General features: G+C 29.4%; 17 protein-coding genes and 2 tRNA genes. 17 read left to right on the forward strand and 2 right to left on the reverse strand.

From position 1 onward, the window contains the following. The first annotated feature begins 121 nt into the window (after window positions 1-121). The 13 genes from B5E48_RS04475 (at window position 122) to B5E48_RS04530 (ending at window position 11471) form a co-directional block, all read left to right on the forward strand. On the forward strand, window positions 122-373 hold the full coding sequence (locus B5E48_RS04475; protein WP_241146922.1) for a type II toxin-antitoxin system RelE/ParE family toxin: 252 nt from the start codon (window positions 122-124) through the stop codon (window positions 371-373). Continuing rightward, window positions 370-648: a helix-turn-helix transcriptional regulator gene (locus B5E48_RS04480; protein WP_087304218.1), complete on the forward strand. Its 279-nt coding sequence runs from the start codon at window positions 370-372 to the stop codon at window positions 646-648. Before B5E48_RS04475 ends, B5E48_RS04480 begins: the two co-directional genes overlap by 4 nt. 90 nt (window positions 649-738) lie before the next feature. After that, window positions 739-906, forward strand: coding sequence for a hypothetical protein (locus B5E48_RS13575; protein WP_158094034.1), 168 nt, complete (start codon window positions 739-741; stop codon window positions 904-906). A 139-nt stretch (window positions 907-1045) separates the two neighbouring features. After that, entirely contained in the window at window positions 1046-1672 is a 627-nt protein-coding gene (locus tag B5E48_RS04485; protein ID WP_204209766.1) for a hypothetical protein, read from the forward strand. 11 nt (window positions 1673-1683) lie between these two features. Beyond that, the gene (locus tag B5E48_RS04490) at window positions 1684-2124 is read left to right on the forward strand and encodes a hypothetical protein (protein WP_087304220.1); all 441 of its coding nucleotides are present in this window, start codon (window positions 1684-1686) and stop codon (window positions 2122-2124) included. Window positions 2125-2408: 284 nt separating this feature from the next. Continuing rightward, on the forward strand, window positions 2409-3365 hold the full coding sequence (gene bsh, locus B5E48_RS04495) for a choloylglycine hydrolase (RefSeq protein WP_087304221.1): 957 nt from the start codon (window positions 2409-2411) through the stop codon (window positions 3363-3365). A gap of 72 nt (window positions 3366-3437) precedes the next feature. After that, window positions 3438-4187 (forward strand): putative ABC transporter permease, encoded by a 750-nt coding sequence (locus tag B5E48_RS04500; RefSeq protein WP_087244811.1) that lies wholly within the window; start codon window positions 3438-3440, stop codon window positions 4185-4187. Further along, on the forward strand, window positions 4174-5190 hold the full coding sequence (locus B5E48_RS04505; protein WP_087304222.1) for a PTS sugar transporter subunit IIC: 1017 nt from the start codon (window positions 4174-4176) through the stop codon (window positions 5188-5190). The genes B5E48_RS04500 and B5E48_RS04505 overlap by 14 nt, the downstream gene beginning before the upstream one ends. Window positions 5191-5222: 32 nt before the next feature. Beyond that, window positions 5223-6683 (forward strand): UDP-N-acetylmuramoyl-L-alanyl-D-glutamate--2,6-diaminopimelate ligase, encoded by a 1461-nt coding sequence (locus B5E48_RS04510; RefSeq protein ID WP_087244809.1) that lies wholly within the window; start codon window positions 5223-5225, stop codon window positions 6681-6683. Window positions 6684-6721: 38 nt separating this feature from the next. Continuing rightward, the gene (locus tag B5E48_RS04515) at window positions 6722-8116 is read left to right on the forward strand and encodes a polysaccharide deacetylase family protein (protein WP_087244808.1); all 1395 of its coding nucleotides are present in this window, start codon (window positions 6722-6724) and stop codon (window positions 8114-8116) included. A gap of 98 nt (window positions 8117-8214) precedes the next feature. Beyond that, on the forward strand, window positions 8215-8841 hold the full coding sequence (locus tag B5E48_RS04520) for a hypothetical protein (RefSeq protein WP_087304223.1): 627 nt from the start codon (window positions 8215-8217) through the stop codon (window positions 8839-8841). Window positions 8842-8924: 83 nt separating this feature from the next. Continuing rightward, a complete protein-coding gene (locus B5E48_RS04525; RefSeq protein WP_087304224.1) occupies window positions 8925-10268 on the forward strand; it encodes a glycoside hydrolase family 1 protein in 1344 nt (447 codons plus the stop codon). Window positions 10269-10451: 183 nt separating this feature from the next. After that, window positions 10452-11471 (forward strand): LacI family DNA-binding transcriptional regulator, encoded by a 1020-nt coding sequence (locus B5E48_RS04530; RefSeq protein WP_087304225.1) that lies wholly within the window; start codon window positions 10452-10454, stop codon window positions 11469-11471. 15 nt (window positions 11472-11486) lie between these two features. Here B5E48_RS04530 and gltX read toward each other — a convergent pair whose 3' ends face one another. Further along, window positions 11487-12896: a glutamate--tRNA ligase gene (gene gltX, locus B5E48_RS04535; RefSeq protein WP_087304226.1), complete on the reverse strand. Its 1410-nt coding sequence runs from the start codon at window positions 12894-12896 to the stop codon at window positions 11487-11489. Window positions 12897-12944: 48 nt separating this feature from the next. On the opposite strand from gltX, the gene B5E48_RS04540 reads away from it, so the two are divergent. From B5E48_RS04540 to B5E48_RS04555, 4 genes are all read left to right on the forward strand, one after another. Next, window positions 12945-13020 (forward strand) — tRNA-Gln (locus B5E48_RS04540). A 721-nt stretch (window positions 13021-13741) separates the two neighbouring features. Beyond that, window positions 13742-13960 (forward strand): hypothetical protein, encoded by a 219-nt coding sequence (locus B5E48_RS04545; RefSeq protein WP_087304227.1) that lies wholly within the window; start codon window positions 13742-13744, stop codon window positions 13958-13960. Window position 13961: 1 nt separating this feature from the next. Then, window positions 13962-14222, forward strand: coding sequence for a hypothetical protein (locus B5E48_RS04550; RefSeq protein WP_143747005.1), 261 nt, complete (start codon window positions 13962-13964; stop codon window positions 14220-14222). Window positions 14223-14445: 223 nt separating this feature from the next. Next, window positions 14446-14688 (forward strand): hypothetical protein, encoded by a 243-nt coding sequence (locus tag B5E48_RS04555; RefSeq protein ID WP_087304229.1) that lies wholly within the window; start codon window positions 14446-14448, stop codon window positions 14686-14688. A 100-nt stretch (window positions 14689-14788) separates the two neighbouring features. Here the strand turns inward: B5E48_RS04555 and B5E48_RS04560 are convergent. After that, window positions 14789-14864, reverse strand: a tRNA-Glu gene (locus B5E48_RS04560). Between the last annotated feature and the right edge of the window lie 175 nt (window positions 14865-15039).

The following is a 15039-nucleotide window of genomic DNA, read 5'->3' on the forward strand; positions in this document are numbered from 1 at the left end:
CATCAAAAATCAAGGGGTATTTGTACGCTTTTTTAGCGTTTTCAAACACAAAAAGGATATGATTAGATACTAAATTGGCTAAACATATCCTTTTACCATTTTAAATTGACGACATTGGATTTTGTTTTATATTGATCTGCTTTCTAAAGTTGGCACAAGATTAGGTGATAATTATACAAAATTTATTGAAGATGGTATATGGGAATTAAGACCAGGATTTAATAGGATATTTTACTTCTATTATGATAATGATCAGTTTGTTTTATTACATCACTTTCGTAAAAAGACACAGAAAACACCAAAAAAAGAAATTGTGAGAGCTAAAAATGAAAGAGATGATTATTTGAATCGAAAGAAGGGTGATAGGTTATGACATCATGGAATGAATATAAAGAAAAAATAAAAAATGAAGATGAATATGGCTATGAACTTATTACTGAGATAGAAAAGGCTTCAGATATTGTTGCGACAATTATAGATAGAAGACATAGTTTAGGGATAAGTCAGAAAGAACTTGCTCTAAGATGCCATGTACCACAGTCAACCATTGGAAGAATTGAAACTTATAAGATTTCACCTAAAATTGAAACACTGATAAAGATCTTTAATAATTTAGGATTAAAACTTGTTATTGAAGTACAAGATTAAAAATGGAAGGAAGATTTAATTAAGAATCATTAAATGATTAATGAATTAAATCTTCTTTTTTATATTATTTTAAGGAGTTGAGTAGAATACATGAAAGAGATTATTTATTTTAGTAGTAATAAATGTGTATGTTGTGGAATGCAGATTCCTGAAGGAAAGCAGGTTTGTGATTATTGTATGTTAGATAAAAAAGTATATAGTAATATAAGTGAAAGTAATAAGAATTGTATTTGTAGAAAAGAAAAATTGAAAAATTAAATTAACAATTAATTTTTTGTTTGCTTATATTGTATTTTAAATATTATTTTACATGAGTGTATTTGAATTGACGGATGCAAAAAGTTTGCTATAATATAACCATTGTGTACACAAAAAAATTTAATAAAGGATGGAAACAATGAGTTATATAAAAAGGTTTTTTATTGCAGTCTTTTCATTAACAATGTTTATTGCTAGTTGTTCTCAAGTAGAGGCAAAAGAGCAGATAGATGTTATACAAGAGATTCAAGGTATTATTAATCAAAAAGAAATCAGTGAAAATGATATAGATAAGTTAGAGGAATTATTATCTAATGTAGAAGTAACTGAATCATTTTATTTTACTCCTGAAGTTACTGATGTCACGAGAGGTTATGGTCAATGGCATGATTTAGGTAAGGGTTGGAAAGCAAGAGTAGATAAGCCTCATACAGGTGCTGGAAAACCTCATGTACATGTTGAAAAAGGCAAGGTAAAAGGTGTTGAAAGTGTGGATGGTAGTAAATCTCATGGCAAGACATTAGGTTCAGCAGGAGTACCTAAAGATATTCAAAAAAAAGCAAGAAATCTTAAAGATTATAAAAAAGGTCAAAGTGATTTAAAAAAAATGAAAGAAGCAAAGAGCAAAATAAAAGCGAAAAAACTAAATTTAAAAAAGACAACTGATATAATTATTGCAATTGCGATATTTGTTTCTGTTGTTGGTTTGATGATTTTTTCATTAGGTAGTATTGGTGCTTGGGGATCATTGTTGTTGGCTATATAGGAGAATGATTGATGAGATTTTTGAAAAGTTATTTTGATGAAGATTCATCATTAAAAAAACTTAATAATGAGTTTTTGGAATATGAAAATTATCTTGAAAAGAATCGTGATTGTTTTGATGAACAAACATATCATATTTTAAAAAATGGAATGATTAATGATTATACTATTGAAAAATTTTCAATGGATATTTTTTGGGATGAACATGATCAACGATTAGCAAACATTGAAATGATTTTGGAGTATGATGAAAAGAGATTTTTGTGTAAATATGAGGCAGTTTATTATTTTTCTTTACAGAAAGATTTTAATGAAGAATTTGGGTTTGATGCAATACTTATTTCTGAATGCATTGTTTTATCAAATGGATTTGAACATTATTTATATTTTGTAAATAATGTGCCAATGATTATAAAATGTAAAACTATTAAAATATATCGTTTATCTGATTGATGTTTTAGTGGCTTAAGTATTGAACTGAAAATATATTTTTAAATAATTATATATTATGTAATTTCATTAAGAATAGAGAATTTAAACAATAAGATTGAAAACTGATGATTATTGTGCTATAATTTAAATAGATAAAAATATTATCAAAAAAATAGTTGGAGATTTAGCTTTACTGGAATCAGTACCGCTAAGCTCCACCATTATGTATGTAACCTATATATCAATATAGGTTTTTTTGTTATTTGATAGAAATTGGTCTATAATGGTAATGAGGTGATTTTGATATGTGTACAGCATTTCAATTAAATGGGTATTTTGGTAGAAATTTAGATCTGGAAACAACATTTGGTGAACAGGTTGTATTGACACCAAGACATTATTCTTTTCCATTAAAAAATGGAACATTGTTTAAAAATCAATATGCAATGATTGGTATGGCAACGGTTATGGAAAACTATCCATTATATGCTGAAGCTATGAATGAAAAGGGATTATGCATGGCTGGCTTATATTTTCCAGGGAATGCTCGTTATTTTCCTGAACAGGCCAACAAAACCAATATAACGCCTTATGAACTCATTCCCTATATCTTAGGGCAATATCAAAGCGTACAAGAGGTCAAAAAGGTCATTGATCATTTTCATCTTTTGGATATTCCATTCCACGAAAAATTACCTTTAGCACCTTTACATTGGATCATTGCCGATCAAAAAGAGAGTCTGATTCTAGAATCAACAGAATCAGGATTGCAGGTTTATCAAGATGCTTTTCATATTTTAACCAACAATCCACCTTATCCGTTTCATCAATGGAATGTCCATAACTATATGCATTTAACATCTTCTTATCCTCAAGATCATTTAACGGACCAATCATTGAAGCCTTATGGAAACGGATTTGGGACAATCGGTATTCCTGGTGATTTTTCACCTGCTTCACGTTTTGTGAAAACATTGTGGTTAAAGGAAAATGCTGTGATGAGTGAAAAAGAAGAAGAGAATATCAGTCAGATTTTTCATATTTTAGATGCTGTAGCAATGGTCAAAGGTTCAGTGAAAACAGCACAAAATCAGGATGATTATACGGTTTATTCTTGTTGTATGAGTATGAATGAAGGGGCTTATTATTACAAGACATATGAAAATAATCAAATTCATTGTATTCAAATGAAAAATAAAGTTTCTGCTTCACAATTATCCATCTACCCATTAAATAGACAACAAAATATTCAATATCAATGAAACTGCGTAAGCAGTTTTTTTCTTGCTTAATCATAAAAACGAAGTATAATATTTCTAGATAAGGAGTTTATTATGGAAAAATATATTAGTGCTTATATTGTAACTTTTTATATATATGGTTTTGCAGGATGGATCTGGGAATCTTTGATATGTCCAATTATGACGCGTCATAGAATTAAAAATAGTGGCTTTTTAAATGGACCTATTGTTCCAATATATGGTTTTGGAGCCATCACTGTCTCTCTTTTATTTTCTGCTAATGAAAGTTATTTATCTGTTTTTATTGAAGGAGCATTTGTGGCCTGTGTGATTGAATATATAACATCATGGGCTATGGAGAAACTTTATCATAGAAGATGGTGGGATTATTCTGATAAAGCTTTTCATGTTAATGGAAGAGTTTGTTTAGAAGGTTTTTTAGTTTTTGGTGTTTTTAGTGTTGTTGCAGTGAAATTTGTTCAACCTTATTTGTTAGAAAAAATCATGCAACATGGCTTAATTACATTGGTTGTGATAGCAACAATGTTAACGACAATATTTATCATTGATCTTATTTTTACAGTCGTATCATTAACACATTTGGATGAACGTTTAGATGAATTTATGAAGGATATAGAATCATCAATGCAAAAATTGATTGATGATGTTGAACAAAGTAAACACAGTTTTAATGAATTAATGGATTTATGGAAAGAAAATGATATCTCAAGTTATCGTCAATGGATACATGATAAATCTATGAGTGAGCGTCGTATTATGAAAGCTTTCCCTGCATTAATGAATCATCAAAGAAAAGAGGAAAAACAGGATGGCAAGAAATAGACATGAAAATTATATTGTAAGAACATTGAATGGATTGGCATATGGCTATTTTGTGAGTGTTGTCTTTGGTATCATCTTGAAACAGATTGGGACGGCTATTCATATCAATATGCTTTATCAATGGGGAGTCATGCTTGGTTATTTAATGGGACCTGCCATTGGTATTGCAATGGGCTTATGTATTGATGCTAGAGGGATGAATTTGTTGACGGCATTGCTGGCTGGAACGATCGGTGCCGGAACAATTGTTGTAGATGGCGGTCAGATATCGCTTGCGACGGGGAATCCATTGTTAGCTTATATAGCTGTCATTTTAGCAATTGAAGTAGGGCGTTTGGTACAGGGAAAAACACCTTTTGATATTTGGCTGGTACCAGTTATGTCAATTGGCTGTGCTGGTTTGGTTGTCTGGCTTATAGGACCATTTATGCATCAAATTTCTTTCTGGCTCAATAGTGTAATGAAACAATGTGCGACTATGCCTTCTGTTTTAATGGGAATGCTAGTTGCTTTATTAGCTGGTGTCATCACAACATCACCACTTTCATCTTTACTTCTAACAAGTATAATGGTTGATTTTAATGGTGTTGTTTTAGGAGCTGTACTGGCTGGAGTATGTAGTCAAATGATTGGACTTGCTGTGATGTCAATGAATGATAATCGTTTTGGTGAAGTTTTGGCTATTGGTTTAGGGACAAGTCTTTTACAGTTTAAAAATATTGTCAAACGACCTGTTATATGGATACCACCACTACTTGCCAGTATGTTAAGTGGAATGATTTCAGTGCTTTTTTCTTTACGTTGCAATGTTCAAGGTTCAGCTATGGGACTAACAGGATTATTAGGATTAACGGATTCATTTTCAATCATGGCAACAACTTATTGGATACCACTGTTTTTGATAGATGTTGTTTTGCCAATGGTTGTTTGTTATAGTATGTATAAAGCATTTAGAAAATTAAATTACATAAAAAATGGGGATTTACAAATATCTCAAATTTAAAGATAGATATCAAATGAGGAATGGTGAGGAAAATGAAATTAAATGAATTACTAGATGAAATGAATTATCAGTTCATTCAAGGACATTTAGATGAAGAAGTTTCACAAATAGATTATGATTCCAGAACAGTTCAATCAGGCAGTCTATTTGTTTGTATTCCTGGCGCAAAGGTTGATGGACACTCTTTTATTGATCAGGTTATTCAAAAAGGTGCAAAGGTTATTGTGATTGAGCATCCAGTGGAATATCAGGAGGGAATCACTTATTTATTAGTTGATAATGCAAGAAAGGCTTTAGCGTTACTTTCTTGTGCTTTCTTTCATCATCCAAGTCGTCAAATGAAAGTCATCGGGATTACTGGAACCAAAGGGAAAACAACAACATCTTATATGGTGGCTTCTATTTTAGAAAAGGCTCATAAAAAAGTAGGCATTATTGGAACAATTGGTTCTATTGTAAATGGTGAATTTAGGAAAACAAAGAATACTACACCTGAATCTTTTGAACTGCAAAAATTAATGCATGAAATGGTAGAAGCTGGTTGTGAATATTGTGTTATGGAAGTTTCATCACAGGGACTTATGTTAGACCGTGTAACAGGTATTGATTTTGATATAGGTGTTTTTACGAATTTATCACCTGATCATATTGGTGAAAATGAGCACCGCTCTTTTGAACATTATATGTCATGTAAAAAACAATTGTTTCAAATGTGTCGCATTGGTTTATTCAACAAGGATGATGAACATTATTTAGATATGATAGATCGTGCTCACTGTCAGATTCAAACTTATTCTATAGATCAGGAAAGTGATTTACAGGCTTGCAACATCAATCTTTATCGTCAAGATAATATATTAGGTGTGACATTTGATACAAATGGTGTCATTTCAGCATCATTTCAAACGAATACACCTGGAAAATTTAGTGTCTATAATTCATTAGTCGCAATTATGATATGTCATCTTTTAGATATAGATGTTCCTTATATCCAAGAAGCTTTAAAACAAGTCAGTGTAAAAGGACGTGTAGAAATGGTACCAGTTCCTCGTCCATATACAGTTTTTATTGATTATGCACATAATGCGTTATCTTTTGATAGTATCTTATCGACTATGAGTGAATATCATCCTCACCGTATTTATTGTGTCTATGGATTAGGTGGACATAGAGATGTGCATAGACGTTATGGAGCTGGAGAAATTGTCGCAAAATATCATGCTTTCTCTATTTTAACAGCAGATAATCCACGTGGCGAATCAGTACAAAAAATCTGTCAGGATATTATTGAGGGGATCAATAAAGAAAATGGGGAATATATTGTTATAGAAGATCGTCAACAAGCCATTCATTATGCTCTTGAGCATGCTGAAGCTCATGATATTATTTTGTGTCTAGGAAAAGGGCATGAAGATTATCAGATTTTGGATGAAGAACCATTACCTTTTAGTGAAAGACAAATCATTGAAGAATATTTTCAACAGGAGGACTAAAAAAGACTTTTCATTCATATAGTATCTTGGTGATACATATGAAAAAAGTCTTTTTTTATACTTTTGTATTTTGTTTGATTGTCTTAATTGTTTATCTGTTTTTACAGCCACGTATAACTTTTGTAGATAAAGAAATTCATTTAGCATTATATCAGGAAGTTGAACCGCTACAATATATTGAAAAACTTTCACATATCGAAGAAGATGAAATCAAGATTGATAATCAAGTTGATAATAGTCAACTTGGTCAATATAAAATAGTCTATTCTTATCATCAAAAAGTTTTTACTTTAATTGTTTATGTTGATGATATGTTACCTCCACAATTTGAAACACAAAATAAGACAATTTTGAAAGATGAAACAATATCTGCAAAAGAATTGGTTAAAAACATTCGTGATGATTCTAAAACAGAAGTTTATTTTCAACAAAATTATACTTTTCATGAAGTGAAAACTTATAAAGTTGTAGTTGTTGTGGAAGATAGTTATGGAAATAAATCAGAGAAAAGTGCCTATGTACAAGTTCAGGCAAAAGATGAACAGCCACCAGTAGTGAGTGGTTTGACACCCATTACATTATTGATTGGAGATGAAATTGATTTAAAAAAAGATGTCATTGTTAAAGATGATCATGATGATTCACCAGTATTAACCATTGATGATTCTAAATTGAATATTCGTAAAATTGGTGAATATGAAGTTTATTATCATGTTAAGGATCAATCGGGTAATGAGGATACATTTATAAGAAAGATTGAAGTTTTAAGTCAATATGATAATCGTGAAGCTTTAAGTGATGGGAAGAAAACGTGTTATTTAACCTTTGATGATGGTCCATCATCAAATACCAAAGAAATTCTAGAAATTCTAGATCAATATCATATTAAAGCAACTTTTTTTGTGACAGGAACCTCCCCTAAAGATTTTCATTATATTAAAGAAGCATATCAAAAAGGGCATACAATAGGATTGCACACATATAGTCATGATTATGAATATATTTATAGTTCTTTAAAAAATTATATAAGTGATTTAAATAAAATTAAGGATGTTGTTTATCAACAAATTGGGAAGAATGTGAATTTTATACGTTTTCCAGGTGGTTCCAGTAATCTTGTTTCTAAGAAATATAATGATGGTATCATGACACGTTTAACAAAAAAGGTTATTGATTTAGGATATCAATATTATGATTGGACTTCTATTAATGGTGATGGAGAAGGGATTAAAACGGTAGATGGTCTTAAAAAGAAAGCTATTGAAGAAATTGGGAATCGAGAAGATATTATGTTTTTGATGCATGATAGTGGAACACAAGAAAATACTGTCAAGGCACTGCCAGATATTTTAGATTATCTCATTGAGCAGGGATATGTTTTTCAGGTATTAGATGAAACTTCTCCAACGTTTCATCATCATGTTCAAAATTAAGAGATTTGTTTGTTATTATGTCAAAGAGTTTAGACTAAAAATAAATAAAATCGAGATAAAAACATCTCTTTGTTGTATAATAGACAAGAGGTGTTTTTATGCTTTTAAATGAACAACAATATCAACATGCATTCAATTTACTGTGTCATCCAGAACAGAAAAGTTTATTTTTATTAGAATTTGAACAATGGTTTGAGCAGGTTTTTCAATTAAAACTTTATGATTTTATTTATGATCAGACACATGATAATCAATCCAGATTGAAACTTATATTATGGAATCATGATGATCAACAAAAAATGAAGAATGGTATAAATTTTGATGAAACAAAGCAACAGAAAATTCGTGAACAATTCTTATTACTTTGTCAAAAACATCATATATCTACAAAGTGTCCTTCGATTATCAGTTATGATACATTGGAAGATGAAATAAGAAAAAGAATTTTAAACCAGGTACAAAAAGAAATACAAAATATTCATAGACCTTATATATGGAAAATCAAAATTATTTTTGATCAAGTTCATGTTTTCTATAAAACAGATGAGCAATGTGAAGTTTGCCAGCAAACGGGTATATCTCAAGAAATCAATCAAAAAATCTTAGACATAGTCAAGCCATTGGATTCATTTCATGTTTTTCATGACAATTTTTCGTGTGTTTTTACCAGTCAACAGACATTGAATGAAAAATATGATGGGAAAATGTTTAATTATACAAGATAGTTTTATTAAAAATTCAAGTTATTTTTCATTGAATTTCAAGTAAATTGATGAAAAAATAAAAGTAAAATAAAGGAGGATGAACGATGTTAAGAAAAGATTTTTTATGGGGTGGGGCAGTCACTGCTCATCAAAGTGAAGGAGCTTATCAGGAAGGAGGAAAAGTTCCAGCTGTCTGTGATTTAACTGTAACAGGTGTTTTCTCAGATTTTAAAGATGGTATTGACAGTTATCATAGATATAAAGAAGATTTTGACTTATTTCAAGAAATGGGATTTAATGCTTATCGTTTTTCTATAGACTGGTCTAGATTGATGAGTGATGAAAATACTTATAATGAAGCAGGTTTTCAATTTTATGATGAATTTATTGATGCCTTAAAAGAAAGAGGAATGGAACCTATTCCAACTTTATATCATTTTGAAATGCCAGTTTATTTACAAGAAAAATATAATGGTTTTGCGAATAGAAAAGTTGTTGATATTTTTGTAGAATTATGCAAAAAAATTGTAGATCGATATAATGATAAGGTTAATTATTGGATTATTTTTAATGAACAAAATGGAATTCTTCAAAAAGGACCTAAAATGTTTTTTGGTGGAGTATGTCCTGAAGGGATGAACCCACAAACATTTGATAATCAAATTATGCATAATACTTTGATTGCACATAGCTTAGTTAATGATTATATTCACCAAAAAGGTGGAAAAGTCATGGGAATGGCCACTGTTGTTCAAAGTTATCCTGAAACTTGTCATCCTTTAGATACACTTGAAAGTATGAAAGCACAGAGTGAAGCTTATGTTTTCTTAGATGTATTTGCAAGAGGACATTATAATTCTTATTATTATGCAAATATGAAAAATGAAGGAACAATGCCTGAAATTCTTGATGGAGATTTAGATATTTTAAAATTAGGAAAAACTGATTATTTATCTATCAGTTACTATATGTCTACAATTTCTCATTATGGAGAACAAAGTTTAACAAATGTCAATGATGTTGTAATTAAGAAAAATCCATATTTGGAAATGTCTGATTTTGGATGGTCAATTGATCCTGTTGGATTAAGAATTACTTTACGTCAATTATACGATCGTTATGAAATGCCTATCTATGTAGTTGAAAATGGCTTTGGTTGTGATGATGAAATCAATGAAAATGGTGAAATCATTGATGATTATCGTATAGATTATATGCGTAAGCATATTGAAGAAATGAAAAAAGCAGTTGAAGAAGGTGTGGATTGTCGAGGATATCTTGTCTGGGGACCAGTTGATATTTTAAGCAGCCGTGCTAATATGAATAAAAGATATGGGATGATTTATGTCAATCGTAAAAATAATGATTTAAAAGATATGAAAAGAATGAAGAAAAAATCTTTTGATTGGTACAAACATGTCATTGAAACAAATGGAGAAGAATTATAAAAAAGCCATGTTATAATTGATATGGTAACCGCCCTTAACAGTATTTTATTAAGGGCGGACATCATATCATAACGACATGGTTTTTTCTATTTGATAATGATATACTATAAAAGATAAAAACAATTATAAAATATTTTTAAAAAGATATAATGAAAATAATAATGAGAATAAGAGGAATTAAAGATGAAGGTAACAATGAGAGATATCGCTGAAAAATTGAATATTTCGATTAATGCTGTATCCATTGCTTTAAATGATAAACCAGGTGTGAGTGATCAAATGCGTTTGCTTATTTTACGTACGGCTGATGAAATGGGATATATTAATGAAAAGCGAAAATATTTATCTGTTTTTTCTAGATCAAATATATGTATTATGATGCAAAGTTATTATGCAGATGCAGGTCATTTTTATTCCATTGTTTTAAAATCTATTGTAGAAGAGGCTAAGATTTTAGGCTATTCTTCCATTATGCACTATTTTGAAGATGCCAATATGGATATCCCTGAATGTATTTTAGAAAGAAAAGTAGCAGGTATTTTGATTGTTGGAAAAATCTCTTCTGGAAATCTAAAAACATTAAAAAATACAGGAATACCAATTGTATTAGTTGATTTTACTTCATTGTATGATGCTTGTGATTGTATACTCACTCATAATAAACAAGGTGGGTATATGATTACAAACTATGTTATTCAAAAAGGATACAAAAAGATTGGCTTTTTTGGTGATTTGAACTATTCTTTGAGTTTTCAAGATCGCTTTATAGGATATAAGGAAGCGCTTATTCATCATCATTTGATCAATGGGTATTGTGATGAACAATATATTCAAAAATATTCTTTTTTAGAAAATATTGAAAAGTACATTCTTCACCATCAGATAGATTGTATTGTATCTCTTTTACAATCGAAAGAATTACCTGAAGTACTTATTTGTGCTAATGATTCAAATGCTTTTATAGTTATACAGGCCTTAACAAAATTAGGTTTGAAAGTTCCTGATGATATTGGAGTAACAGGATTTGATGACATACCTTTAGCACAAAAAATGATTCCCCCTTTAACAACATTACAAGTTCAAAAAGAAAGTATGGGAAAAGAGGCTGTACACAGACTGGTTGATCGTATTCAAAGAAAGGATTATATTCCAACCACAGAGTTATTAAGTGTTCATATTATTGAAAGATTATCTGTGAAGTAAATGAATTATCTGTATTTATAGAGAATCTTTAAGATTTTGAATAGCCTGATCAAGACGTTTTAATGTTTCTTCTTTTCCGAATATGTGGACTAGTTCAACGGCACCACCAGCACTAGAACGTTTATGAGTTAAGGCAGCTCTGACAGGTTCCATGATTTGACCATTTTTCATACCATTTTCTTTAGCAAGATTGATAAAGAATTGAAGAATATTTTCATCATTTTGAAAATCTGATATTTCATGCAAATGGTTTTGTACTAATAAGAGAGCATTGAGTGATTTTTCAGGATTTGTTTTAAATTTTTTATGAGAATAGACTTGAATATCAAATGGATATGCCTGATTGATAAAGTCTAATGTTTCTTGAATGATTGCATCATTGACCTGAAGTAAACGAGGTTGTAGGACACGAGAGACTTCTAATAAATTAACAGATTGATGAATAAAAGAATAGTGTGGTAATAAAAGTTTATGAAAATCCTGCAAAGGCATATTGCGTAAATACATACCATTGATCCATTTTAATTTTTCTATATCAAAAATAGCAGGAGCTTTAGAAATATGATGAATATCAAATTGTTCAATCAATTCATTTAAAGATAAGATTTCACAACCTTCAGGAGCCCATCCTAAAAGTGCAATATAATTCATAATAGCTTCAGTTAAAAACCCCTGATTTTTTAAATCATAATAAGATGCATCACCATCACGTTTACTTAATTTATGTGTTTCATCTTTATTGACGGTAGGAAGGTGAATATAAGTGGGGATATCCCAACCTAATGTCTGATAAATCAGATTATATTTAGGAGTGCTGGAAAGATATTCATTTCCTCTTACAACATGAGTGATGTGCATGAGATGATCATCAATAACATTTGCAAAATTATATGTAGGATAGCCATCACTTTTAATGAGAATACCTTCATTTAAGGTTTTGTTTTCAACTTCAATATGTCCATAGACTTCATCATCAAAAGTCGTTATACCTGTTTGAGGAATGGTTTGTCTAATAACATAAGGAGTACCATTTTGAATCTTTTGTTGAATTTCTTCATCACTTAAATGAATACAAGGATCTTGTTCTTTGATTTCATCTGAACAAAAACAATAATGAGCACCACCTTTACGAATTAATTCTTGAGCATAATGATGATAAATATCTAATCTTTGTGATTGGATATATGGTCCATAAGGACCACCCATTTGAGGACCTTCATCATAATGTAGACCTGTTTCTTCTAAAGTCTGATATATCAATTGACTGGCATTACTGACTTCTCTTTTTTGATCAGTATCTTCAATTCTTAAAATAAAATCTCCATTATTCTTTTTGGCGATTAAATAACAATATAAAGCTGTTCTTAAATTACCAATATGCATGTAACCAGTAGGGCTAGGTGCAAAACGTGTGCGTATTTTCATTTTTTTCTTTACTCCTTTAAAAAAAAGATATATAATAGATTTTGTGATTGGGGTATAGCCAAGTGGTAAGGCATCAGACTCTGAATCTGACATTTCCTTGGTTCGAATCCAAGTACCCCAGCCATAGAGTTATCAAAGAATCATTCGTGATTCTTTTTTTAATTTAAATTATAAATGATATGAGTGTCAAATCTCATTTCATATAGATTGATTTTATAATCTCTATTCTTTATTATATGAGTAAAAAATTATTTTCGCAATGAAATATACATATTATCATTTTAGTATTTATAGATGTTTTAAAGATCAATGATTAAAATCTGGACCCTTCAATTATTTAAAGTCCTATTGGCGCAGTTCTCTTTCTCTTTGAGTATTTTTATTTACTCATATAGTTCCCACTTCTAGTGTGCCACAAAGAATGATAATGCAAATTGAAAAGATGATAAAAATACGTCAATTGAAAAATGAAATTTTATTCCTAGACGATATTATGATTGGAGGAATATTTTTAATGTATTTTTGAACGTCAATTAAGTTGCTTTTATACTTATATAAATAATCATCATAAATAAGAAGTTATAAACTATGTTTTTTCTAAATGAGTATCGTAAATTAATATGTAAATTTTTAATTTTAACTACTTTTAATATAGACTTAAAAATATTTTTTCAATTCTTTTTAATTTAATTGGATATATACTAATGATATTATAATAAATACAGTTTCTAAATATGTGGATAAAAAAGATCTTTCCTTGATATTCGATGTCATATGTTTTATCTCTCATTTAAGAGTATATTTTTCTTTGATATTATGGTATATTATAAGCAGAGGTGATATTCATGGATTCTAAATTGAATGTAAATGATTTTCCAACTTCTAATGGTATTTCTAAAATACCTACAGATTTATTAACAAAAATGATAAAAATTTATAATGATAGTATTGATAAAGAATTTGAGAATAGAACTTTAGAAAAATATAAGCTCATCAAAGAAGGAAAAATAAAAACACATACTGAAGAAGAATTTTTTACTATTTTGGAAGAATCAGGGCTTTAATGTGTATAAGGTTATTGTTTCTACAGAAGTCAGTATGTTTTTATTAGAAAATAGAATGAGAATCAAAGATGAATTACAGGAAAAAATAAATGTTTTAAAAGAAAATCCTAGATTATATCCATTTATTCATAACAATGATATTGTAAGGTCGTTTTATATACGTTCACTAGCTTTTTCGTATATTATAGATGATAATAATAAACTAATAACAATTACTGAAGCTGTATTTATTAAATCATCATTAAAATTGAAAGTAAAATAATATGTTAGGGGTTGTTTTTCAACTCCTTTTATTTTTTTATATTTAAAAATCAGTAGATATAAAAATATATTATTATTAAAATCAAGATAATAATATGTGAATATATCTGTATATATTGAATATGTACGGACAAAAATGCATACTAGGGATAAAATGTGAGGAGATGTAATATGATGAGAGAAGAACGAATTGAATTAAGAGTCAGTAAAGAAGAGAAAAAATAATGAATGATGCATTAGAAAATGATATGAGCATGATTGATTATATATTGAGATGTGTTAATGCTCAAAGATGCTGTATAAATAATAATAGTATAAAGTTAGATAACACAAAAGATATTATCGAATGCATAATGGATCTTGATGATATTGCTAGTGAAAAAAATGATGAACGATCAAGACGCATGTTGAAAAGATTGGGGGGATTTAGAATGTCTATTATAATTGTGATGAGCATAAACAAGTAGTCATAAACTATGTTTTTTTTCTAAATAAGTGTCGTATGAGTGTCGCGGGTACTTTTAAAATGAAAAAAAGTCCATTTTATCGGACTTTTTTGATTTCTACTGGTAGTCCGTAGGGGGTTCGAACCCCTGAATGCTAGGATGAGAACCTAGTGTGTTGACCACTTCACCAACGGACCATTTTTGACTATACTATAAGTATAGCACTCTCAAATAAAGTGTAAAGAATTTTTTTGAAATAAATGCAATAAAATGATTTATAAAAGTATTAATATAATAGAGATATTTTATTAGAAATAAATATGAAATAAGATTGTGATATATCCATTTGAATGATATAATGAAGTCGAAAAA

It is taken from the genome of Massilimicrobiota sp. An105 (assembly GCF_002161155.1).
Classification (GTDB): domain Bacteria; phylum Bacillota_I; class Bacilli_A; order Erysipelotrichales; family Coprobacillaceae; genus Allocoprobacillus; species Allocoprobacillus merdigallinarum.

What these genes read in the sequence shown, in the direction of transcription:
- B5E48_RS04530 (WP_087304225.1), top strand. Translation starts at nt 10,452, where the DNA reads ATGAAGGTAACAATGAGAGATATCGCTGAAAAATTGAATATTTCGATT.
- B5E48_RS04500 (WP_087244811.1), top strand. Translation starts at nt 3,438, where the DNA reads ATGGAAAAATATATTAGTGCTTATATTGTAACTTTTTATATATATGGT.
- B5E48_RS04555 (WP_087304229.1), top strand. Translation starts at nt 14,446, where the DNA reads ATGAATGATGCATTAGAAAATGATATGAGCATGATTGATTATATATTG.
- B5E48_RS04515 (WP_087244808.1), top strand. Translation starts at nt 6,722, where the DNA reads ATGAAAAAAGTCTTTTTTTATACTTTTGTATTTTGTTTGATTGTCTTA.
- B5E48_RS04485 (WP_204209766.1), top strand. Translation starts at nt 1,046, where the DNA reads ATGAGTTATATAAAAAGGTTTTTTATTGCAGTCTTTTCATTAACAATG.
- B5E48_RS04520 (WP_087304223.1), top strand. Translation starts at nt 8,215, where the DNA reads ATGCTTTTAAATGAACAACAATATCAACATGCATTCAATTTACTGTGT.
- B5E48_RS04510 (WP_087244809.1), top strand. Translation starts at nt 5,223, where the DNA reads ATGAAATTAAATGAATTACTAGATGAAATGAATTATCAGTTCATTCAA.
- B5E48_RS04545 (WP_087304227.1), top strand. Translation starts at nt 13,742, where the DNA reads ATGGATTCTAAATTGAATGTAAATGATTTTCCAACTTCTAATGGTATT.
- B5E48_RS04490 (WP_087304220.1), top strand. Translation starts at nt 1,684, where the DNA reads ATGAGATTTTTGAAAAGTTATTTTGATGAAGATTCATCATTAAAAAAA.
- bsh (WP_087304221.1), top strand. Translation starts at nt 2,409, where the DNA reads ATGTGTACAGCATTTCAATTAAATGGGTATTTTGGTAGAAATTTAGAT.
- B5E48_RS04480 (WP_087304218.1), top strand. Translation starts at nt 370, where the DNA reads ATGACATCATGGAATGAATATAAAGAAAAAATAAAAAATGAAGATGAA.
- gltX (WP_087304226.1), bottom strand. Translation starts at nt 12,896, where the DNA reads ATGAAAATACGCACACGTTTTGCACCTAGCCCTACTGGTTACATGCAT.
- B5E48_RS04525 (WP_087304224.1), top strand. Translation starts at nt 8,925, where the DNA reads ATGTTAAGAAAAGATTTTTTATGGGGTGGGGCAGTCACTGCTCATCAA.
- B5E48_RS13575 (WP_158094034.1), top strand. Translation starts at nt 739, where the DNA reads ATGAAAGAGATTATTTATTTTAGTAGTAATAAATGTGTATGTTGTGGA.
- B5E48_RS04505 (WP_087304222.1), top strand. Translation starts at nt 4,174, where the DNA reads ATGGCAAGAAATAGACATGAAAATTATATTGTAAGAACATTGAATGGA.